Annotated in this window: 19 protein-coding genes; 8 read left to right on the forward strand and 11 right to left on the reverse strand. The window is 58.8% G+C overall.

The features are described from left to right. The coding region (locus ACRESJ_RS10635) for an acyl-CoA dehydrogenase C-terminal domain-containing protein (RefSeq protein ID WP_431757863.1) at nucleotides 1–219 on the forward strand (219 nt) is incomplete at its 5' end. Between the two features lie 3 nt (nucleotides 220–222). Here ACRESJ_RS10635 and ACRESJ_RS10640 read toward each other — a convergent pair. Next, nucleotides 223–414: a hypothetical protein gene (locus ACRESJ_RS10640; protein WP_431757864.1), complete on the reverse strand. Its 192-nt coding sequence runs from the start codon at nucleotides 412–414 to the stop codon at nucleotides 223–225. 484 nt (nucleotides 415–898) lie between these two features. Here ACRESJ_RS10640 and ACRESJ_RS10645 point away from each other — a divergent pair, with 484 nt between their 5' ends. From ACRESJ_RS10645 to ACRESJ_RS10660, 4 genes are all read left to right on the forward strand, one after another. Beyond that, entirely contained in the window at nucleotides 899–3,025 is a 2,127-nt protein-coding gene (locus ACRESJ_RS10645; RefSeq protein ID WP_431757865.1) for a cytochrome-c peroxidase, read from the forward strand. A 153-nt stretch (nucleotides 3,026–3,178) separates the two neighbouring features. Beyond that, the gene (locus tag ACRESJ_RS10650; protein ID WP_431757866.1) at nucleotides 3,179–4,471 is read left to right on the forward strand and encodes a GGDEF domain-containing protein; all 1,293 of its coding nucleotides are present in this window, start codon (nucleotides 3,179–3,181) and stop codon (nucleotides 4,469–4,471) included. 85 nt (nucleotides 4,472–4,556) lie between these two features. Then, complete coding sequence (locus ACRESJ_RS10655) at nucleotides 4,557–6,353, forward strand: acyl-CoA dehydrogenase C-terminal domain-containing protein (protein ID WP_431757867.1); 1,797 nt, start codon at nucleotides 4,557–4,559, stop codon at nucleotides 6,351–6,353. 172 nt (nucleotides 6,354–6,525) lie between these two features. Beyond that, a complete protein-coding gene (locus ACRESJ_RS10660; RefSeq protein ID WP_431757868.1) occupies nucleotides 6,526–8,304 on the forward strand; it encodes an acyl-CoA dehydrogenase C-terminal domain-containing protein in 1,779 nt (592 codons plus the stop codon). A 225-nt stretch (nucleotides 8,305–8,529) separates the two neighbouring features. On the opposite strand, the gene ACRESJ_RS10665 is transcribed toward ACRESJ_RS10660, so the two are convergent. Then, nucleotides 8,530–9,459, reverse strand: a complete 930-nt coding sequence (locus ACRESJ_RS10665; RefSeq protein WP_431757869.1) for a LysR family transcriptional regulator — start codon at nucleotides 9,457–9,459, stop codon at nucleotides 8,530–8,532. 169 nt (nucleotides 9,460–9,628) lie between these two features. On the opposite strand from ACRESJ_RS10665, the gene ACRESJ_RS10670 reads away from it, so the two are divergent. The 3 genes from ACRESJ_RS10670 (at nucleotide 9,629) to ACRESJ_RS10680 (ending at nucleotide 11,701) form a co-directional block, all read left to right on the forward strand. Further along, nucleotides 9,629–10,912, forward strand: a complete 1,284-nt coding sequence (locus ACRESJ_RS10670; protein ID WP_431757870.1) for an aspartate aminotransferase family protein — start codon at nucleotides 9,629–9,631, stop codon at nucleotides 10,910–10,912. Between the two features lie 226 nt (nucleotides 10,913–11,138). Continuing rightward, nucleotides 11,139–11,459: a helix-turn-helix domain-containing protein gene (locus ACRESJ_RS10675; protein WP_431757871.1), complete on the forward strand. Its 321-nt coding sequence runs from the start codon at nucleotides 11,139–11,141 to the stop codon at nucleotides 11,457–11,459. Between the two features lie 83 nt (nucleotides 11,460–11,542). Next, the gene (locus ACRESJ_RS10680; RefSeq protein WP_003228885.1) at nucleotides 11,543–11,701 is read left to right on the forward strand and encodes a YqaE/Pmp3 family membrane protein; all 159 of its coding nucleotides are present in this window, start codon (nucleotides 11,543–11,545) and stop codon (nucleotides 11,699–11,701) included. An 18-nt stretch (nucleotides 11,702–11,719) separates the two neighbouring features. Here ACRESJ_RS10680 and ACRESJ_RS10685 read toward each other — a convergent pair whose 3' ends face one another. The 9 genes from ACRESJ_RS10685 to ACRESJ_RS10725 form a co-directional block, all read right to left on the reverse strand. Beyond that, nucleotides 11,720–13,546: a S9 family peptidase gene (locus tag ACRESJ_RS10685; RefSeq protein WP_431757872.1), complete on the reverse strand. Its 1,827-nt coding sequence runs from the start codon at nucleotides 13,544–13,546 to the stop codon at nucleotides 11,720–11,722. Beyond that, complete coding sequence (gene pqqE, locus ACRESJ_RS10690) at nucleotides 13,512–14,648, reverse strand: pyrroloquinoline quinone biosynthesis protein PqqE (RefSeq protein ID WP_431757879.1); 1,137 nt, start codon at nucleotides 14,646–14,648, stop codon at nucleotides 13,512–13,514. Before pqqE ends, ACRESJ_RS10685 begins: the two co-directional genes overlap by 35 nt. Before the next feature lie 7 nt (nucleotides 14,649–14,655). Then, nucleotides 14,656–14,931 carry a pyrroloquinoline quinone biosynthesis peptide chaperone PqqD gene (pqqD, locus tag ACRESJ_RS10695; RefSeq protein ID WP_431757873.1) on the reverse strand — a complete coding sequence of 92 codons (276 nt, stop codon included), beginning with the start codon at nucleotides 14,929–14,931 and terminating at the stop codon, nucleotides 14,656–14,658. After that, nucleotides 14,928–15,680 carry a pyrroloquinoline-quinone synthase PqqC gene (gene pqqC / locus ACRESJ_RS10700; RefSeq protein WP_431757874.1) on the reverse strand — a complete coding sequence of 251 codons (753 nt, stop codon included), beginning with the start codon at nucleotides 15,678–15,680 and terminating at the stop codon, nucleotides 14,928–14,930. Before pqqC ends, pqqD begins: the two co-directional genes overlap by 4 nt. A gap of 168 nt (nucleotides 15,681–15,848) precedes the next feature. Next, nucleotides 15,849–16,760, reverse strand: a complete 912-nt coding sequence (gene pqqB / locus ACRESJ_RS10705) for a pyrroloquinoline quinone biosynthesis protein PqqB (protein WP_431757875.1) — start codon at nucleotides 16,758–16,760, stop codon at nucleotides 15,849–15,851. An 81-nt stretch (nucleotides 16,761–16,841) separates the two neighbouring features. Then, nucleotides 16,842–16,916 carry a pyrroloquinoline quinone precursor peptide PqqA gene (gene pqqA / locus ACRESJ_RS10710; protein ID WP_003444522.1) on the reverse strand — a complete coding sequence of 25 codons (75 nt, stop codon included), beginning with the start codon at nucleotides 16,914–16,916 and terminating at the stop codon, nucleotides 16,842–16,844. A 159-nt stretch (nucleotides 16,917–17,075) separates the two neighbouring features. Further along, nucleotides 17,076–19,505, reverse strand: coding sequence for a pyrroloquinoline quinone biosynthesis protein PqqF (pqqF, locus tag ACRESJ_RS10715; RefSeq protein ID WP_431757876.1), 2,430 nt, complete (start codon nucleotides 19,503–19,505; stop codon nucleotides 17,076–17,078). Between the two features lie 48 nt (nucleotides 19,506–19,553). Beyond that, nucleotides 19,554–20,348: a carbon-nitrogen hydrolase family protein gene (locus ACRESJ_RS10720; RefSeq protein WP_431757877.1), complete on the reverse strand. Its 795-nt coding sequence runs from the start codon at nucleotides 20,346–20,348 to the stop codon at nucleotides 19,554–19,556. 12 nt (nucleotides 20,349–20,360) lie between these two features. Continuing rightward, nucleotides 20,361–21,100: flavin monoamine oxidase family protein (locus ACRESJ_RS10725; RefSeq protein WP_431757878.1), on the reverse strand; the 740-nt coding region annotated here is incomplete at its 5' end.

Raw genomic sequence — 21,100 nt, forward strand, 5'->3', positions numbered from 1 at the left:
GCCTGCCTGGCCTACTTCTGGGCTGACATGGCGCGCCTGGCTGCCGAGAAACTGGCTGCCGGTACCACCGAAGAGGCGTTCTACACCGCCAAGCTGCAGACTGCGCGTTTCTACTTCCAGCGCATCCTGCCGCGTACCCGTACACACGTTGCAACCATGCTGTCGGGCGCCAACAACCTGATGGACATGAAAGAAGAGAACTTCGACCTGGGCTACTAAGTCTTAAGGCTGTTCTTCAAAAAAACGCCGCTCTTTCGGGAGCGGCGTTTTTTTTGCTTTTCTGTAGGAGCGAGCTTGCTCGCGAAGGTCGTTAACGATGACGTGGGTTTCCTGATTAAACGTTTTGTTCTCTGGTTTTTCGCGAGCGAGCTCGCTCTTACAAGGATGATTTGCGTATATATAAATAACAAACATGGTTAGTTCATGAAGTGCGAGTAATCACCTCTTTTGTTAGTTGCTGGTGTGTAAAGTCTGATAGAGCGTGAAAGAGCCGTTTCTGATAGTTCAGCAATTAGTTTGCCAACTCGCTGCATGCGATCTGCTCGGGCTAAGGTCCCGTGGGTGTTGGGTCTTTTGGGCCTATTCACCCAAAGCTGGGGCAAGCCAACCCCCGAAGTTGCGGCATTAAATGAGAACGAAAAACAGCAAATTAAAATTTGTAAAATTCACTGCTGAAATATTTTGTAACGTCTACAGTGCAATCAAGCGCCGCCGCAGAGTGACGAGCCAGTACCTAACAGCCAACGATTAGCGAGCACTTCGCCAGTACACTAATGCCTCGTGCGCAGCAACTTCTTCTGATGTTGTTGCGTGGGTGTCAGCAAGATTCCTGGCCATGAGTCCCACTCGCGACGTGTTACCGGAGCCTGGCAGCTCCGTCTGAATCGGGAGTTACATCATGGTGAAATACTTACGCATCCATCGAACAACTTATCTGGCCTGCGCGATAGCAGGTGTGCTCATAAGCTGTAATACCTTCGCCGCTGACCCGGCAGTGGTTAATCCGCCGATACTCGACGTACCCAGCCTGCAATCGCTGCGCGGCATGACTCCGCCTGATCCATCCGGAACCGAGGACGGGCGCAAGGTCGACCTGATGACCGACTACGTGCTCAACCGATCGGCAGCGGTCCTGCTGGGCAAGGCTTTGTTCTGGGACATGGAGGTCGGCAGCGACGGTGCCACCGCGTGCGCGTCGTGCCACTACCACGCGGGCGTCGATCACCGGACCACCAACCAGATCAATCCAGGCCAGGCGAACACCAATGCCAACGTTGCGTCGATCTTCAACAAGCCCTTCGTAGCGTCCGACATTCCTGGCGACGTGCCGTCCTATACGACCAAGTCCGGGGGCAAGGGCGGTCCGAATTACCTGCTCAAGAAAGCCGACTTCCCGACCCATGTGCTGTCTGATCCGCTGGATCGAAATTCTCCGATTGTCTATTCGACAGACGACGTGATCGGCTCCCAAGGCGTGTTCGATGCCAACTTCGTCAAGCCGAACCAGCCACGTTTCGACAAATGCATCCAGCAACCCGACGGGATCTTCCAGGTCGGTGGTATCAATGTGCGACGCAGTACCGGACGCAACGCGCCGACGGTGATCAACGCGGCATTCAACGTGCGCAATTTCTGGGATGGCCGGGCCAACAACGTCTTCAACGGCTTCTCGCCCTTCGGTAACCGCGATCCGGATGCCGGAATCTACGTGACCAAGGACAACAGCGGCGTGGCCCTCAAAGTACGCCTGGCGCTCAACGATGCCTCCGCGGCTTCGCAAGCAGTGGGACCTCCCGGTAGCGCGGTCGAAATGTCCTGCGGTGGGCGCACGTTCGCCGACATCGGCCGGCGCATGCTCGACACGCTGATGCTTAAGCAACAAAGGATCTCGTCCACCGACTCGGTACTTGGTCCGGTATCAGGTGCGCGGCGTCCTAGTTACCGCGAACTGATCAAGAACGCATTCCAGCCACGGCTGTGGAACGCCAATAAGAAGGTATCGGTGGGTGGCGAGCCGTACACTCAGATGGAGGCCAACTTCCCGCTGTTTTTTGGCCTGGCGATCCAGATGTACGAAGCCACGCTGGTCTCCGATCAAGCGCCACTCGATGCCTACTTGCAGGGTGATCACACGGCCATGAACGACCAGCAAGTCCAAGGCATGAATCTGTTTTTGGGCAAGGGCAAGTGCGTCAGCTGCCATGGCGGCGCAGAGCTGACCAACGCGGCCAGTCGCCTGCAACTCCATCCACGGGAGCGCATCGAGCGCATGGTCATGGCCGATAACCTGACCACGCTCTACGACAACGGTTTCTACAACACTGGCGTACGCCCAACCTCAGAGGACCTGGCGGTCGGTGGTTCGGATGCCTGGGGCAACCCGTTGTCTTTCACCCGTCAGTACAACACCCAACTGCAAGGCGGGAAGATTCCTGACCCGCTGAACGTCGATGTCTGCACCTTTGAAGTACCGTTGAGTGCAGCCATTCCTTGCGATGCGACGCAGCGGCCTAATGTCGGTTTCCGCGACTCGGTGGATGGAGCGTTCAAGACACCAACGTTGCGCAATATCGCGTTGACAGGTCCGTATTTCCACAACGGCAGCCGTGCGACATTGAAACAAGTGATGGAGTTCTACAACCGTGGTGGCGACCGGCGTGGTGAGGATGCGAGCAACACCAGCGGCTTCGAGCACCCGGCGGTGAATCAGCACAACGGCTCGAACCTCGATCCGGACATGACCAACCTGAACCTGACCAACGATGAGATCGATGCCCTGGTCAAATTCATGGAGGTCGGCTTGACCGACCCGCGGGTTGCCTGGGAACGGGCGCCGTTCGATCATCCGTCACTGGTGCTGCCACAGGGTGCTGTGGGTGATGAAAACGCCGTGACGCAAAAACCGGTCAACCCGAAAATCACCACGCGTCAGGCGCAGGACGCCGACATTCAGCTCAACCCCATCGGTGCTGAAGGTCGCAGACCTGAAATGGGTGCACTGCAACCGTTCAACAACGACATTTGACGAGATTTCCCCTTGCGCCACTGTCGGCATCCATTGCCGCCAGTGGCGCTTTTTACAAAATACCTCAGTAATTCACTCAGCAACTCGCAGCTTCTGCCGTTACAGTAGTGGGCACAATGCCATCTATTGATATGACGGGTCGGAGCTTTACCCTTGCCGCGTTCTTCCGCTGTACGTTTCAGTCATTTCCTACCGTCATTGCTTCTCTTGCTGGCGGGCCTTGCGGCTGCGTACATCAAGGATCTGAGCGTTTTCTTCACTTCACTCTTCAATGTGCTGCCAACCCTGGTGCTGCTGCTCGGCGGCGCTTACTGCGCGGTTTACCGACGTCAACGTGAACTGTTTCTGATGGTCACGGTGTACATCGCCTACTTCCTGCTCGACACCCAGACCGATTACTACCGCGACAACGGCAAGGTGCGTGAAGACGCTGCGGTGGTCTTTCACCTGTGTTGCCTGCTGTTGCCGTTGTTGTTTGGCGTGTTCGCGGCGTGGCAAGAACGCACGCATCTGTTCCAGGACATGGTGGCGCGCTTCGCTGTATTACTGGCGGTTGGCAGCGTGGCATTGGGGCTCGAACAAAGCTTCCCGCAGGCGTTGCTGATCTGGCTATCGGAGATCCGCTGGCCCGCCTTGCATGGGGCCTGGATGAGCCTGATCCAGTTGTCCTATCCGGTGTTCCTCGCATCGTTCCTGCTGCTGGCCTGGCAGTACTGGCGCAATCCAAGGCCGCTCCACGCCGCACAGCTTGTGGGTTTGCTGGGTCTGTTCTGGATGTTGCCAAAAACCTTCATCCTGCCATTTACCCTGAACATCATGTGCAGCCAGGTGATGCTGATGATCGCTGCGGCGGTGGCCCACGAGGCTTATCAAATGGCCTTCCGTGACGAGCTGACCGGGCTGCCGGGCCGTCGTGCCCTGAATGAGCGCATGCAGCGGCTGGGGCGCAATTACGTGTTGGCCATGAGCGACGTCGACCACTTCAAGAAATTCAACGACACCCATGGTCATGATGTTGGCGACCAGGTGCTGCGGTTGGTGGCCAGCAAACTGGCAAAAATCGGCGGGGGCGGTAAGGCGTATCGCTATGGCGGTGAGGAATTCGCCCTGGTGTTTGCAGGCAAAACCCTGGAAGAGTGTATGCCGCACCTGGAAGTCATCCGCGAATCCATCGCCACCTACAACATTCAACTGCGCAATCAGGACAACCGTCCGCAGGATGATAATCAGGGGCGCCAGCGTCGTGCCGGTTCCGGTGCGTCGAGCGTGTCGGTGACTGTCAGCATCGGTGTCGCCGAGCGGCTTGAGCAGCGCACCCCGGAAGAAGTACTCAAGTCCGCTGACCAGGCGCTCTACAGTGCCAAGGGCGCAGGGCGTAACTGCGTGGTGGCGTTCGGTCAGAACCGCCGCGGCGCCGTGCGCATGGACGCCGCTACGGTTGAGTGATGATGGCGCATTCAGCGACTGGACTGTGATTGTGAGGCGTGGTCGACGGCAGTAGGTTGGAAAAATCTGCTGACGGAGAATGACCATGCCCGAGTACAAAGTTCCCCTGCGCGACATGCGCTTTTTGATCGACCACGTCTTCGATTTTCATAGCAACTACGCGGCACTGGGCGCGACCGATGCCAGTGCGGATATGGTCAGTGCGATTCTTGAAGAGGGCGCAAAGTTTTGTGAAAACGTGTTGTCGCCCCTCAACCGCAGTGGCGACGAAGAAGGCTGCCATTTCGACAGCGGTGTGGTCACAACGCCTACAGGCTTCAAGCAGGCTTTCGCACAATACGTGGAAGGTGGCTGGCATGGTCTTGCGGCCGATCCGGCTTACGGTGGCCAAGGTCTGCCTAGCTCTCTGGGGCTGGTCATCAGCGAAATGGTCGGCTCCAGCAACACGTCCTGGGGTATGTACCCCGGTCTGACCCACGGTGCCATGTCGGCTATCCATGCCCACGGCACCGAAGAACAAAAAAACACCTACCTTAGCAAGCTCACCGCGGGCCAATGGACCGGCACCATGTGCTTGACCGAAGCCCATTGCGGGACCGATCTGGGCATCATCAAGACTCGCGCCGTACCAGCCGCCGATGGCAGTTACGCGATCTCCGGCAGCAAGATTTTCATCTCCGCCGGCGAACACGACATGAGCGACAACATCATTCACCTGGTGCTGGCGAAACTGCCGGACGCACCGGCCGGGACCAAGGGCATTTCTCTGTTCATCGTGCCCAAGTTCCTGCCTGATGCGGCGGGTGAAGCGGGCGAGCGCAACGGTGTTTCCTGCGGCTCGATCGAACACAAGATGGGCATCAAGGCATCGGCCACCTGTGTGCTGAACTTCGATAGCGCCAAGGGCTTTCTGATCGGTGAGCCGAACAAGGGCTTGAACTGCATGTTCACCATGATGAACCACGCGCGCTTGGGCACGGGCATGCAAGGGCTGTGTCTGGGCGAGGCGAGTTTCCAGGGCGCGATCAAATACGCCAATGACCGCCTGCAGATGCGCTCGCTGACCGGCCCGAAAGCCCCGGAAAAAGCGGCCGACCCGATCATCGTGCATCCCGATGTGCGCAGGATGTTGCTGACCATGAAAGCCTTCAATGAAGGCAATCGGGCGCTGACTTACTTCACCGCGCAGTTGCTGGATGTTGCGCACCTGAGCCCGGATGAGACGGCGCGTCAGGATGCAGAAGACCTGTTGGCGTTTCTGACGCCGATCTGCAAAGCCTTCATGACGGATACGGGGCTGGAGGTGACCAACCACGGCATGCAGGTGTTTGGTGGGCACGGGTTCATCCGTGAGTGGGGCATGGAGCAATTGGTTCGCGATTGCCGGATCGCGCCGATCTACGAAGGCACCAACGGCATTCAGGCGCTGGACCTTTTGGGGCGTAAAGTCCTTGGCAGCCAGGGCAAACTGCTGCGCGGCTTCACCAAAATCGTTCACAAGTTTTGCGCAGCGAACACTGGGCATCCGCAACTGGGCAGCTATGTGACGCAGCTCAATGAGTTGAACCAGCAATGGGGCGAATTGACCACGAAGGTCGGCATGGCCGCGATGAAAAACCCGGACGAAGTCGGCGCCGCTTCGGTGGATTACTTGATGTACAGCGGTTACATCATCCTCGGCTATCTGTGGTTGCGGATGGCGCTGGTGGCTCAGGCGCAACTCGAAGACGGGAGCGGCGACGCGGATTTCTGCCGAAGCAAACTGGCGACCAGCGAGTTTTACTTCAAGCGTTTGTTGCCGCGCACCGCTGCACATCGCGCGGCGATCGAGGCGGGTAGCGATTGCCTGATGCAACTGCCGGCAGAGCTGTTCGCGCTTTAGTCATCTAAACCGGCTACAAAGAAGCTCGCCTGTGCGGGCTTTTTTGTTAATGACTAAAAATTACAAATCGGTCATGTGCTGACCCTATGTGTCGCAAAAGTTGTTGGGTTACACTCCGACCCAACTAATATTATTCCTGTGAATCACCTGTTTAGATCTTGCGAGGTTTGCCATGGCTGACTACAAAGCGCCCCTGCGCGATATGCGCTTCGTCCTCAATGAAGTTTTCGAGGTCGCCAAACTCTGGGCCGAACTGCCTGCGCTGGCCGAGACCGTCGATGCAGAAACGGTCGAAGCCATTCTCGAAGAAGCCGGCAAGGTCACCAGCAAAAGCATCGCGCCCCTGAGCCGTGCGGCTGACGAAGAAGGCTGCCACTGGGCGGATGGCGCCGTCACCACCCCGGCCGGTTTCCCACAGGCTTATCAGACCTACGCTGAAGGCGGTTGGGTCGGTGTGGGTGGCGATCCGGCCTACGGCGGCATGGGCATGCCCAAGGCTGTTTCGGCCCAGGTTGAAGAGATGGTCAACTCCGCGAGCCTGTCGTTCGGCTTGTATCCGATGTTGACGGCGGGTGCTTGCCTGTCGATCAACGCCCATGCCAGCGAAGAGCTCAAGGCCGCCTACCTGCCAAACATGTATGCCGGTGTCTGGGCTGGCTCCATGTGTCTGACCGAGCCGCACGCCGGTACAGACCTGGGCATCATCCGCACCAATGCCGAGCCTCAGGCCGACGGATCGTACAAGGTCAGCGGCACCAAGATTTTCATCACCGGCGGTGAGCACGATCTCACTGAAAACATCATTCATCTGGTACTGGCCAAACTGCCGGACGCGCCAGCGGGGCCGAAAGGCATTTCGCTGTTCCTGGTGCCGAAGTTCATGGTTAATGCCGATGGCAGCCTGGGCGCACGTAACCCGTTGAGCTGCGGTTCGATCGAACACAAGATGGGTATTCAGGCGTCCGCGACCTGCGTGATGAACTTCGATGAAGCCGTAGGTTATCTGGTGGGCGAGCCGAACAAGGGTTTGGCGGCCATGTTCACCATGATGAACTATGAGCGTCTGGGCGTGGGCATCCAGGGCTTGGCCACTGGCGAACGCTCCTACCAGAACGCCGTCGAGTACGCCCGTGATCGTCTGCAAAGCCGTTCGCCGACCGGCGCGCAGAACAAGGACAAAATCGCCGACCCGATCATTGTTCATCCAGACGTGCGTCGCATGCTGTTGACCATGAAAGCCTCGAACGAAGGCGGCCGTGCGTTCTCGACTTACGTGGCCATGCAACTGGACACCGCCAAGTTCAGCGAAGACGCCGCCACCCGCAAACGCGCAGAAGATCTGGTGGCGTTGCTGACCCCGGTGGCCAAGGCATTTCTGACCGACCTGGGCCTGGAAACCACCGTGCATGGCCAACAGGTTTTCGGCGGTCACGGCTACATCCGTGAATGGGGCCAGGAACAACTGGTTCGCGACGTGCGCATTACCCAGATTTACGAAGGCACCAATGGTATTCAGGCGCTGGACCTGGTCGGGCGCAAGATCGTTGGCAGCGGCGGGGCGTACTACAACCTGTTCGCTGACGAGATTCGTCACTTCACGGCCACTGCCAGCGCTGATCTGGCTGAATTCACCAAACCGTTGAACGACGCGGTGGTTACCCTCGACGAACTGACTGCATGGTTGCTTGATCGGGCGAAATCCAACCCGAATGAAATCGGTGCTGCGTCGGTCGAGTATCTGCAAGCATTTGGTTACACCGCTTATGCCTACATGTGGGCACTGATGGCCAAGGCGGCTTTCGGCAAGGAAGCGCAGGACGATTTCTACGCCAGCAAACTGGGTACTGCGCGGTTCTATTTCGCGCGCCTGCTGCCGCGGATTCACTCGTTGAGTGCGTCGGTGAAAGCCGGCAGCGAGTCGCTGTTCCTGCTCGATGCCGCGCAGTTCTGATGATGTAGCGTCATGTAAGCATTCTCTTACATGACGTACTGCTGTTCTCCCATAGATGCAGATTGGATCCACGGCTAATCTACCCACATGGACGTAGCGCAGGAAGCGCAAAGCAACAACACGGACACGTAGGATTCTGCCAGGGCGGCGGAGTGAAATGGATGTCAGGGAAACAGTCTGCAAAGCCCCGCTTCGGCGGGGTTTTCTTATGCCTGCGAAAAAGTGTCAGCTAAGCCCATCCAGTGCTGAAGGGCTGTTCAGGCGTTCATCCGGTCGATTTATCACCTCTTCCAGTAACGTACGCAATAGCGCCAGCGAGGCCTGTTGCCGTTGCACATCGCGACACACCAAACCGACTTTCAGCGGCACCCGAGGCTCACTCAGGGGTTTCCACAGCAGTTCGTGGTTGCCATGGGTCTTCTGCGAGCGTCCGGGCAATACCGTTGCCAGCCGTGTATGCGGCAGGCTGTCGAGAATCCCTGCCATGTTGTTCAATTCTGCCTGCACCTGCGGACGTCGCCCCAGGCTGGCCAGTTGTGCTTGCCAGATTTGCCGTATCTGAAATTCCTCACCCAGGAGCAGCATCGGCAATTCAGCCGCCTGACTCATGGACACTTTCTTGAACTCACGCAGTGGATGGTCCGCCGGGATGACCAGGGTCAACTCATCTTCGTACAGCATCACGCCATGCAGGCCCGGTTGCCGGGGCGGCAAGTAGCTGATGCCGATATCCAGCGAGCCGTTGAGCAGCCGTCGTTCGATTTCCAGCCCGGTCAATTCATAGATCTGCACCACCAGATGGGGTTGAGCCTTGCGCACCCGCTCCAGCATTTGTGGCACCAGGCTGGTGTGCACGGTCTGCAAGACACCGATGGCCAGCGTGCGCAGCGCCTGTCCCTTGAAGTTGCCCAGCGCTTCGCGAGCCCGTTGCAGGCCATCGAGCAAGGGCAGGGCGTGGTTGTATAACGTGTGGGCTGCCAGCGTCGGCAACAGGCGTTTGCTGCTGCGTTCAAACAGGCTTACATCAAGGGTTTGCTCAAGGTGACGAATCTGCTGGGACAGCGCAGGTTGCGAGATTGACAGTCGTTCAGCCGCCCGGCCGACGTGGCCTTCTTCATATACCGCGACGAAATAACGCAGTTGTTTAAAATCCATAAGAAATACTTATCAAAAATGCTCGGAAATCGAAATGGCTCAATGCCTGGCCTGAGCCTAGTCTAACCGCATTCACAAGGCTTACAGGGCCATAGAACGCGATGACTACGGTTTGCTTCATGGGTGTTTACATAGGTTGCGCGAACAATCAAAAGCGGAGGCTGAACGGATGAACCTGTTCAACCTGCGTCGTCCTTCGCCATGCCTTGATGATCTGGTAGCGGACGCCTTCTTGGCCTCCAGGGACGACACCGTTTCCAGTGAATACCTGATGCCCAGTGTCGAGCGACCCAAACAGGTTTTCGTTCGCGGCCAGGGTTCCTGGTTGTGGGACAGCGATGACCGCGCCTATCTGGACTTTTCACAGGGCGGTGGGGCCAATAGCCTTGGACACAGCCCCAAGGCGCTGGTCAATGCCCTCACGGCTCAGGCTCAGTCGTTGATCAATCCAGGTGCAGGCCTGCATAACCGCAGCATGCTCAAACTCGCTGAACGCCTGTGTGACAGCACGGGCAGCGATCAGGCGTATCTACTCAACACGGGCAGCGAAGCCTGCGAAGCGGCCATCAAACTGGCACGTAAATGGGGCCAACTGCATCGCGGCGGAGCTTCGCGGATCATCGTTGCCAACAACGGCTGTCATGGTCGTAGTCTCGCGACGATCTCGGCGTCGGACAGTTCGACACAGAGCAATCGATTCGAACCGCAGCTGCCGGGCTTCAGCCACGTTCCATTCAATGATCTGCCAGCGTTGAATGCGGCCGTGGATGAGCGAACCGTGGCGATCATGCTCGAACCCATCCAGAGTGAAGCCGGGGTAATTCCGGCGACTGCGCATTACCTCAAGGGCGTCGAGCGGCTGTGTCGAGAGCTGGGCATTCTGTTGATCTTCGATGAAGTGCAAACCGGCATGGGTCGTTGCGGCACCTTGCTCGCGGAACAATCCTACGGCGTTCGGGCCGATATCGTCGTCCTCGGCAAAGGTCTGGGCGGGGGCGTGCCAATGGCCGCGTTGCTGGCACGGGGAAAGGCCTGCTGTTTCGAAACCGGCGAGATGAGCGGCACCCATCATGGCAACGCGCTGATGACCGCGGCGGGCCTTTGCATACTCGAGAGTGTGCAGGACAAGGGCTTTCTCCAGCATGTCGAAGACTCGGCCCAGCACCTGCGCGAAGGCCTGCAGCGCCTGTCCCATCGTTATGGCCACGGCGAATTGCGCGGTCAAGGGTTGTTCTGGGGGCTGACGCTGTCCGACGAGTCCGCAGATGCCGTCGTCAACGCGGCGTTATACGAGGGCTTGCTGCTCAACGCCCCGCAACCCGATTGCCTGCGCTTCACGCCGGCGCTGACAGTCAGCAAGGCCAACATCGACGAAATGCTCCTGCGCCTGGCCCGCGCCTTCTCCCGCGTACGCACCGCGCAATTGCAGTGCCGCAAAGGGATCGCCGTCTGATCAGACGCGCGCCGCACAAATCCCCGAACCGTCTCGCGGTATAACGCACGCCCCACGCCTGATTTTTTTGGCGTGGGGCGTTTTTTTTGTGGCGAGGTTTTTCCAAAGGCAATTTCGACTTGAGCCGAAATAAGTGAATTTCAGAGAATGCCCAAGACCTTTGAAGACCTAACCGGAATAAAAACTCAGCGCTTGCTGGATGCAAAAGAGTTTGTGGAGATACTTAATGGGCAAAAAATACAAAAGTGAAATCATGGAATCAATCCACGAATCCGCCAGTGCCTTGTATGCCATCGGCGCAATCAGCAAAGCGACCATGCGCGAATTCGATGAGTCCTGTCTTGCAACTGTGCCGGAGGTAATTCCCGCAGAGGAGATCAAGGCCTTGCGTGAGCGCAACAATGTCAGCCAGCCGGTGTTCGCCCGTTACCTGAACACCAGCGCCTCCACGGTCAAACAGTGGGAAGCGGGGGACAAGCACCCTAGTGGCATGGCGTTGAAGTTGCTCAGCATCGTTCAGAAACACGGCCTGGAGATTCTGGCCTGAAAATCGGGCTGAACCCTGACCTGTAGAGCAGGTCGATTGTGTGTAAGGCTCATATGAGCCAACTTCAATCAGGAGCTGACCCCATGGACTTTATTCGCATCATCATCGCCATTCTGTTGCCGCCGCTGGGTGTGTTTCTGCAAGTCGGGTTTGGCGGGGCGTTCTGGCTGAATATTCTGCTGACGTTGTGCGGATACATTCCAGGGATCGTGCATGCGGTGTACATCATCGCCAAGCGTTGAATGGGCTGAACCCTTGAATCAGTCCAGCTGATTCATCACCCGCTGATAAAACATCCATTCCTGCTCAAGCGCATGGGCCTGGTTACCAGCCTTGCGGAATCCATGGCGTTCGTCCGCGTAGTAATGCGCTTCGACCAGGATGCCGTTGTCTTGCAGGGCCTGGACCATGTCTCGGGTTTGTTGCGGCACGACCACGGCGTCCAGTTCCCCTTGAAAGAAAATCATCGGTACTCGGATGTTGCCTGCATGCAGTAATGGCGTTCGAGCGGCATAGCGCTCGGCGTCATGCGCAGGATCACCGATCAGCCAATCCAGATAATCGCCCTCGAACTTATGGGTTGCCCGGCCCAGTGCGACCGGGTCGCTAACCCCATAAAGACTTGCGCCGGCCCGGAATACGTTGTGGAAAGCCAGCGCGCACAGTGTGGTATATCCACCGGCGCTTCCGCCTCGGATGAAGGCTTTGTCACCGTCGATCAGTCCGCGTTCGGCGAGATGGCTGACCACCGCGCAGGCGTCTTCGACATCGACCTCACCCCAGCTCAAATGCAGAGCCTGCCGGTAGGCTCGGCCATAACCGCTGCTGCCGCGATAGTTGAGGTCGGCCACGGCGAAACCCCGTTGCGCCCAATACTGGATGCGCGGATCGAGCATCGGATAGCACGCCGACGTCGGGCCACCGTGGATGAACACCACCAGCGGCGGTTTGGCTTCATCGGTCATCGCCGGGTAGAAGAAACCGTGGGCTTCACCCGAGCCGCTTGGATAGCGCAGGGTTTGCGGGCGACTGATCTGTTCGGCGGGCAACGGCGCAATGCCACCGGCCAGTACGTTGACTTGCCGGGTCTGGCGATTGATGGCGATCACGGCGGTTGAGCTGACGGGCGATGCGGCGATGCAGTAAATGAACTGCTCGTCCTCGGCGAGATGCCGGAAACGGCTGTAGTCGCCGGTAAAGTCTTCACTGCGATTGCCACGGATGCCCAGCCGACCAAAGCCGCCTTCGGTCCAACTGGCCAGATAAGTGCCCTCGCTCAACGGTAACCAGGTGCAGCCACCGAGCTGCCAAGGCGCGGGGCCATGATCGGCGGCAGTGCTCGGCAACGGGGTGAGACCATTTGCCGATTCCACCCAAGGTTGCCAGTAGCCGCCACGATCAGTCAGGCAATACAGGCGTCCGGTGCTATCAAAGCGTGGTTGTTGCAGGGACTCCTGGCGCTGGTCTCCCGCGACGCAACGGACGGGGCCAAAGGTGCCACTGCTCTCGCGTTCAGCCACCATCAAACGGGTCGCCGTCCACGGCTGATCGGGCCGACTCCATTCGATCCAGGCCAGTCGACGTGCATCCGGGGCGAGGGTCGGGGCGGCGTAGAAGTCGGCACCTTCGGCCAGCAATCGTCGCGCGCCGTCCGCCAGATTGATGGCCACCAGACGGTGTTCCTTGCGGTTTTCTTCAACTGCCAGTATCTGGCCGTTGGCGAACTGCAGATCACCGTAGCGACACACCCCTGAGGTCAGCACTTCGGGCGTGTCGCCCTCAAGCGATTGGTGGTACAGCTGCTGGTCGGCCTCATTCACGAAAACGACCCCGTTGTCCGTCAGACAAAACGCGCCACCGCCGTATTCGTACACTCGACTGCGCACACTGAACCCAGGTGGCGTCAGACATTTCGCGACTCCATCACGCCAATACCAGATCCGGCAGGCGGCATCTTCCGGTCGATACTCGTTCCAGAACAGGCCTTGGGGGCCGACCTGCAACTCGGAAAAGTCGATGCCGGCCGCAACGGCATTGGCCGCGCTGAAAGGTTCAGCTTTTGGCGATGAGGCGTGAGTTTCGTTCATTGCGAAAGGCCAGTTGGTCGATGGTCTGGGTCGCGTGCTCGGCTTCTTCGCGGGCCTTGAGGATCACGCCGTGATGGGGCGACTTGCTGCACACCGGGTCGGCATTGCTGGCGTCACCGGTGAGCATGAACGCCTGGCAACGACAGCCGCCGAAGTCTTTTTCTTTTTCGTCGCAGGAACGGCATGGCTCGGGCATCCAGTCGTAACCGCGAAATCGATTGAAGCCGAACGAGTCGTACCAGATGTGCTGCATGCTGTGCTCGCGCACGTTGGGAAACTGCACCGGCAGTTGTCGGGCGCCGTGACAGGGTAGCGCGGTGCCATCCGGCGTGACTGTCAGAAAAATACTGCCCCAGCTGTTCATACAGGCTTTCGGACGTTCTTCGTAGTAGTCCGGCGTGACGAAAATCAGCTTGCACGGATGGCCTTCGGCTTCGAGTTTGGCCCGGTATTCATTGGTGATGCGCTCGGCGCGTACCAGTTGTTCCCGGGTGGGCAACAGCCCGACGCGGTTGAGCTGCGCCCAGCCGTAGAACTGGCACGTGGCGAGTTCGACGAAGTCCGCCTCAAGGGCGATGCACAACTCGATGATGCGGTCGATCTGGTCGATGTTGTGCCGATGGGTGACGAAGTTCAGCACCATGGGATAGCCGTGGGCTTTCACGGCGCGGGCCATTTCCAGCTTTTGCGCGAAGGCCTTTTTCGAGCCGGCGAGCAGGTTGTTCACCTGCTCATCGCTGGCCTGGAAACTGATCTGGATATGATCGAGGCCGGCCTTCTTGAAGTCGCCGATTTTCTGCTCGGTCAGGCCGATGCCCGAGGTGATCAGGTTGGTGTAGAACCCCAGTTTGCGCGCCTCGGCAATCAGCTCGGCGAGGTCCTGGCGCACCAGCGGCTCGCCACCGGAAAAGCCCAGTTGCGCCGCGCCCATTTCCCGCGCTTCGCGAAACACCTTGATCCATTGTTCGGTGCTCAGTTCCTTGCCTTGCTCGGCGAAATCCAGCGGGTTGGAGCAGTAGGGACATTGCAGCGGGCAGCGATAGGTCAGCTCGGCCAGCAGCCAAAGCGGCAGGCCGATTTCTGGTTTTGGCGGTACCTGCACCGACGAATCAGGCAAGTTCGATCCAGTGCTGCGCACGGGCAACCTCCATGAACTGCTCGATGTCGTCACCCAGTTCCGGGACGCCGGGGAACTGCTGGTTTAGCTCATTGATGATCGCGGCGACATCGCGCTCACCGTCGATCAAACCGCCGATCAACGCGGCGCTTTCATTGAGTTTGATCATGCCTTCCGGGTACAGCAGCACATGGCCTTTTTGTGCCGGTTCGTACTGGAAGCGGTAGCCGGGACGCCAGCTTGGGGTCTTGCTGCGATCGAAACTCATAGGGTGATTCCTTTGTGCCAGACCCGTTGCCCGGTCACGCTGTGATACGGCGGACGGTTCAGTTCGTAGGCCATGCTCATGGCATCGAGCATGCTCCAGAGAATGTCCAGTTTGAACTGGAGGATTTCCAGCATGCGCTCCTGGCCGGCCCGTGTCGTGTAGTGCTGCAAGGTAATCGCCAAGCCGTGCTCGACATCACGTCGCGCCTGACCCAAGCGAGTGCGGAAATACTCATAACCGGCCGGGTCGATCCACGGGTAATGCTGCGGCCAACTGTCGAGGCGCGACTGGTGGATCTGCGGCGCGAACAGTTCGGTCAGGGAGCTGCTGGCGGCTTCCTGCCAACTGGCGCGACGGGCGAAATTGACATAGGCGTCGACGGCGAAGCGCACGCCAGGCAGCACCAGTTCCTGGGAGCGCAATTGATCCGGATCAAGGCCGACCGCCTGGCCCAGGCGCAACCAGGCTTCGATACCGCCGTCTTCGCCGGGAGCGCCATCGTGGTCCAGCAAGCGCTGAATCCACTCGCGGCGGATTTCGCGGTCGGGGCAGTTGGCCAGGATCGCAGCGTCTTTCAGGGGAATATTCACCTGATAGTAAAAGCGGTTGGCGACCCAGCCCTGGATCTGCTCGCGGCTGGCCCGGCCTTCGTACATCGCCACGTGGTACGGGTGGTGAATGTGGTAGTAGGCGCCCTTGGCGCGCAGGGCAGCCTCGAATTCGGCGGGGGACATTGGGGTGTCGGTCATTGCTTTTCTCCGGGGAACTGCCGGTTGGAATCTGTGCTGACTGTGCCGGCCTCATCGCCAGCAGGCTGGCTCCCACACAGGTTGTGGTGTGTCTTCAATGATGTGTTCACTGAAGACCCCTGTGGGAGCCAGCCTGCTGGCGATAGACCGCGCAGCGGTCTCCTTTGCTTACAACACAATACTCATGCCGTCATAAGCCACTTCAACATTGCGCCGCTGCAGCTCCGCCCGCTGTGGCGAGTCCTCATCGAGGATCGGGTTGGTGTTGTTGATGTGGATAAGCACTTTGCGCTGCTTGGGCAGCTGCTCAAGTACTTCCAGCATGCCCCCCGGGCCGTTCTGCGCCAGATGGCCCATCTCCCGGCCGGTGCGGGTGCCGACGCCACGGCGCTGCATTTCATCGTCGTCCCACAGGGTGCCATCCACCAGCAGGCAATCGCTGCCGGCCATGATCTCCAGCAACGCTGCGTCGACCTTGCCCAGACCCGGTGCGTAAAACAGTTTGCCGCCGGTACCGAGGTCTTCGACGATCAGGCCGATGTTGTCGCCCGGGTGCGGATCGAAGCGATGCGGTGAGTAAGGTGGCGCGGCGCTGCGCAGGGGCAGCGGGGTGAAGCGCAGGTTCGGGCAAGCCAAGATGCTGAAGCTTTGATCGAGCTCGATTCGGTTCCAGTTCAAGCCGCCATTCCAGTGGGTCAGCATGTTGAACAGCGGAAAACCGCTGCTCAGGTCTTCGTGGACCATGTCGGTACACCACACCTGATGCGGGCAACCTTCACGCAGCATGAGCAGGCCGGTGGTGTGGTCGATCTGGCTGTCCATCAGGATGATCGCGCCGATGCCGGTATCACGCAGGGCGCGGCCCGGCTGCATCGGGGCGAAGCTCTGGAGCTGAGCGCGGATGTCCGGGGAGGTGTTGCACAGCACCCAGTTCACGCCGTCATCGGAAATCGCGATGGACGATTGTGTCCGCGCCTGGGCCTTCAGGCTGCCGTCGCGAAAGCCTGCGCAATTGGCGCAGTTGCAGTTCCACTGGGGGAAACCGCCGCCGGCGGCGGAACCTAGAATCTGGACAAACATGGACGCTCCATCATTTCAACGCTGAAAATAAAACGCCTCGGATAACCGAGGCGTTGTGCTGCACGTCTGCCAAGGCAGAGATCAGCGGCTTGCGAAGTACATGGTGACTTCAAAGCCGATACGCAGGTCGGTGTAAGCAGGTTTGGTCCAGGCCATAAATTGAACTCCTTCAGGTAGGGGTGGGATAGCGCTATCTATAGGTATAGTCCACCTCAAATCAGAGATGTTCCAAATAGTTAGGCTGCTATGTTACTCAAAATTTCAAAGAAATTGCCCGTGAAACTTTGAAAAAGCTCCTTGCAGCCTCGGTAATGATCATTTTGTCACTTGCCAAGGAGCGCCAGGTTCAGGGCTGCTGGAGAGGCAATGCCAACCGCCTTCGGCCTGATTCAATCGTTGTGCTGCTGCCAGCAATTGGGCGCGATCGATCAGCAGAATTGCCTCGGGCAGTTGCGTCAGATAATCCGACGAGCGGCCGCTTAATTTGCCTTGCCACAACAAATCGGCAGCTTGATGGAAGGGCATTGCCGCACTGGAAAACTGTTCGGCCAAGGTCTGGCGTTGGGCGATGAAGGTGTCGTCGTCGATGGCATTGATCAGCACCGGCAAGCCGCCAATGAACTGCTCAACATGCTTGAGTAAATCCGGCGGAGCCACGCTCGGTGATTGCACGCCGAACAGCAGCCCGGTTTGCCCGTGAATCTGGCGCAGGGCGCTGAACACTGCGTAACCCAGTTGCAACTCCACCCGCAGGCGCTGGTAGAAAGGTGTCTGGCAGAAGTGCGCGAGCAAGCGCCACGCGGCTTCGTCTGAAATATCTTCAGACGCCGTCGGACAGAACACCAGCAGCGCGTGCTCGCTGGAGCCGGTATCGATTTGGCTCCATAGGCGTTGTGTGCGGATTGAACATGGCGGCGTCGGTTGATTGTCCGGCGTACCGGGTATCCGGCTCAAGGCCAGGCCCATGGCGGCTTGAGTCTGGGCGGACAGGCCTATCGCCAAACCCTCCCAGCGAGCGCTCGACCAGAGTTGCTGCACATCGTCCGAGTGATCGGTGTGCGCCAGGCAGTGATCGGGCAATGCCTTGAGCAGTTGTCGAATGGGTATCAAAGCGGCACTGGTCGGTTCTGATTGTGGGACGGCGACGTCAGGCGTTGTCAGTTCTTTCAGCGCATGTTCCAGGACTGTGGGCATCGGCTCCTGCAGCCCGGTCAGTTTCAGCAGCCATTCATTGCCTGAGGCGCTGAAGGAAAAGTCCACGCCAGCCTGACGCGCGTCTTCGCAAAGTGGTTGCAGATTACTTTCCAGTCGCGACTGGAGTTTGCTGCCAGGGGTCAAGTCCAAACGCCAGCGCAGGTAAATCGCACCTTCAGCACTGTTATCCGGCAATGCCTGGCTGAATTGCATCGGTGAGCGTTCGCGACGGCTGCGCGAGCGATCCTGGGCAAAGGTGCGCAGGCCGCGATGGGCGCTGGTCTGGCCGCGAATCAAACCGGCATTGGGCGCCGGGGTTTCGCTACCCAGAAACGGATTAGGTGCGGGCAGTTGCCATGGACCGCTGAAGTTATCCACAGCGCCGATTTGTTTGAGGGTTTGCTTGAGGGCAGTTACACCTTGTTCGGAGAGCCCGGCCTCGCGTTGCTCGCTGTCCCGTCGAGCCAATTGCACAGCGCTGCTGACCTGTTGCTGGCGTTGATGCAGCGCGGCGTATTCTTCGCGCAGCCCGTTCCAGTTTTGCCGGGCGAAGAAACCCAGCCAATCCATCAGTTGCTCGCGAATTCCGGTTGCCGCTAAGTGGTCGGGCAAGGTGAATTCGATATGCAGCAAGGCTTGCCCGGCGAATTGATACAGCGGCGCGGCCTTGAGCTTTTCAGCCAGCCCTCGCTCGCGCAGGTTGGCCAGCAATCCACCCGGCTTCCCGTCGTTGAGCCAATGACACAGGAAATCCAGAGCTTCGGCGCTGGAGTCGGGCAGTGCTTCAAGTGCAAACAGCCAATCCAGCCGACGCTCGCCAGCCTGTTGATAACTTATGTCTGAAGTTGCCATCAGTGGTGAAGGGGGTTGCTGAGGGACTTTTTCACCTCCGGCAATGGCACTGCTGAACGCCTCGGCCATCACCCTCAACTCATCGATACCCTGCGGGCCGGCAAGGCTCAAGGTCATCTGCCCGGTCTGATAATAGCGTTGATAAAAATTCTGCAACGCCTGCTGAAACTCTGCTCGTTCCAGCGGCAAGCTGTCGCGATTGCCGGCATGGAAGCCACGCAGTGGATGAGCCTCAGAAAGACCATCGAACAACTTCAACTGCTGTTGCGCTGCCTCATCTTGCGACCACGCGACGAATTCCGCATGCAGTACTTCCCGTTCCCGTTGCTGATCGTCCAGATTCATACGCGGATGAGCGAGCATGTCTGACAGACGCCGTAGTCCACCGGCGAATGCCTGGGGCGGTAACTCAAAAAAATAGTCGGTAGTGCGTTCACTGGTCCGTGCGTTCACCTGGCCGCCATGACTCTGGACGTAGGCCATCAGCCCTTGCTCCGCAGGAAAGCGCTCAGTCCCCAAAAACAGCAGATGCTCAAGAAAATGCGCCAGACCGGGCCACGCCAGCGGCACATCATGGCTGCCCACCGCAACTCGCAATGCCGCCGCGCAACGCTTCAAGTGCGGCGCGTGACGTAGCGTGACCTGCAAGCCACTGGCCAGGGTTTCAGTATGGGGGCGGGGATGATTCAGCGCGGGCATGGGCACTTCCAGAACAGTGAAGTGCCCATGCTAGCGGATAACGAAGGATCAGCGCTTGTTCAGCGCGCTGTACAGCTCGGGACGACGGTCGAGGAGATAACGATTGGCGGCGCGGGAATCGACCATCAACTGGTGATCCAGCTCCCCGACGATCAGCGCTTCATCAAGGCCGGCCTGGGCAATACGGCTGCCATCGGGCGCTGCGATACTGCTTTGGCCACAGTAGTGAATGTCGCCTTCGTGCCCGCAATAGTTGGCGTATGCCACATAGCACTGGTTTTCGAAAGCTCGGGCACGCACCGTGACATCAGCGACGAAATCGAAAGGAATCATGTTCGCCGTCGGCGCAAGAATCAGCTCGGCACCGCCCAGCGCCAGGCGCCGGGCATTTTCCGGAAACTCCAGGTCGTAGCAGATCAGGAAACCGAGCTTCCAGCCGTTGAGTTCAACGATTGGGAAATCGTCCGTGCCGGCGCTGAACATCGAACGGTCCAGATCACCGAACAAGTGCGTCTTGCGGTAGTTACAGACGCGCTCGCCAGTGGCGTCGATCAACTGCACGGCGTTGTAGATTTGTCCGTCCGCGGTGCGTTCGGGATAGCCGTATAAAATGGCGATCCCGGCGCTGCGGGCAATGCGCGCGACCTGCTGTGCCGACTCACCGTTGTGCACCTCCGCCAGCACGCTGACGGCATCGACGCCGATGTTGTAGCCGGTCAGGAACATCTCAGGCACTACCAGCAAATCGGCGCCTTTGGCTTCCAGCGCCAGCTGCTGCAATCGTTGCAGGTTGCCGGCGACATCCAGGGGCAGCGGTGGACATTGGTAAAGGGCTACACGCATTTCGGATTCCTCTTACTCGGGCAGGGCGATCGGGCCGATCTCGTTGAACACATCTCCTGGACCCGGATTCTCGGCGTGAGTTGCACCGCCGAAGTGTTTCATGATGCCCCACACCGCGTTGAGCGATGTTTGCACGGCGCCTTCAACCCATGCCGGCGTCCAGGAAACATCGTCACCGGCGATGAAGATCCCGCGTTGCTCAGCCGGCATGTCGTCCTGCATGAAGTGCGCGTACATGCGCTGGTTGTAGCGGTAGTGGCCGGGCAGGGCACCTTTGAATGCACCGAGGAAGTGCGGGTCGGCTTCCCACGACACAGTGATCGGGTCGCCGATGATTCGCGCGGCGATGTCGACTTTCGGGTAGATCTTTTTCAGCGCATCCAGTGCCAGCTTCACGCGTTTTTCCACCGGGTGCGGGAGCATTTTCAGCGCGTCGCTCATCCACGAGTACGACAGGCAGATCACACCTGGCTTGTCGTCGCCGTTGTCGAACAGGTAGGTGCCACGGGTCAGGCGATCGGTGAGGGTCATGCTCATCAGGTCGCGACCGGTTTCCGGGTCTTTGTCCTTCCAGAACGGGCGGTCGACCATCACGAAGGTTTTCGACGATTGCATGTAGCGCGTGCGGTCCAGGGCCATCCACATCTTTTGCGAGAACAGGGTTTCGTCGCATTCGATCTGGGTGGTCAACAGCCAGCTCTGGCAGGTGGTCAGCACCGCGGCGTACTCGCGGGTGTCGCCCCAGTTGTCGG

It is taken from the genome of Pseudomonas sp. (genome assembly GCF_050739655.1).
Lineage (GTDB): Bacteria > Pseudomonadota > Gammaproteobacteria > Pseudomonadales > Pseudomonadaceae > Aquipseudomonas.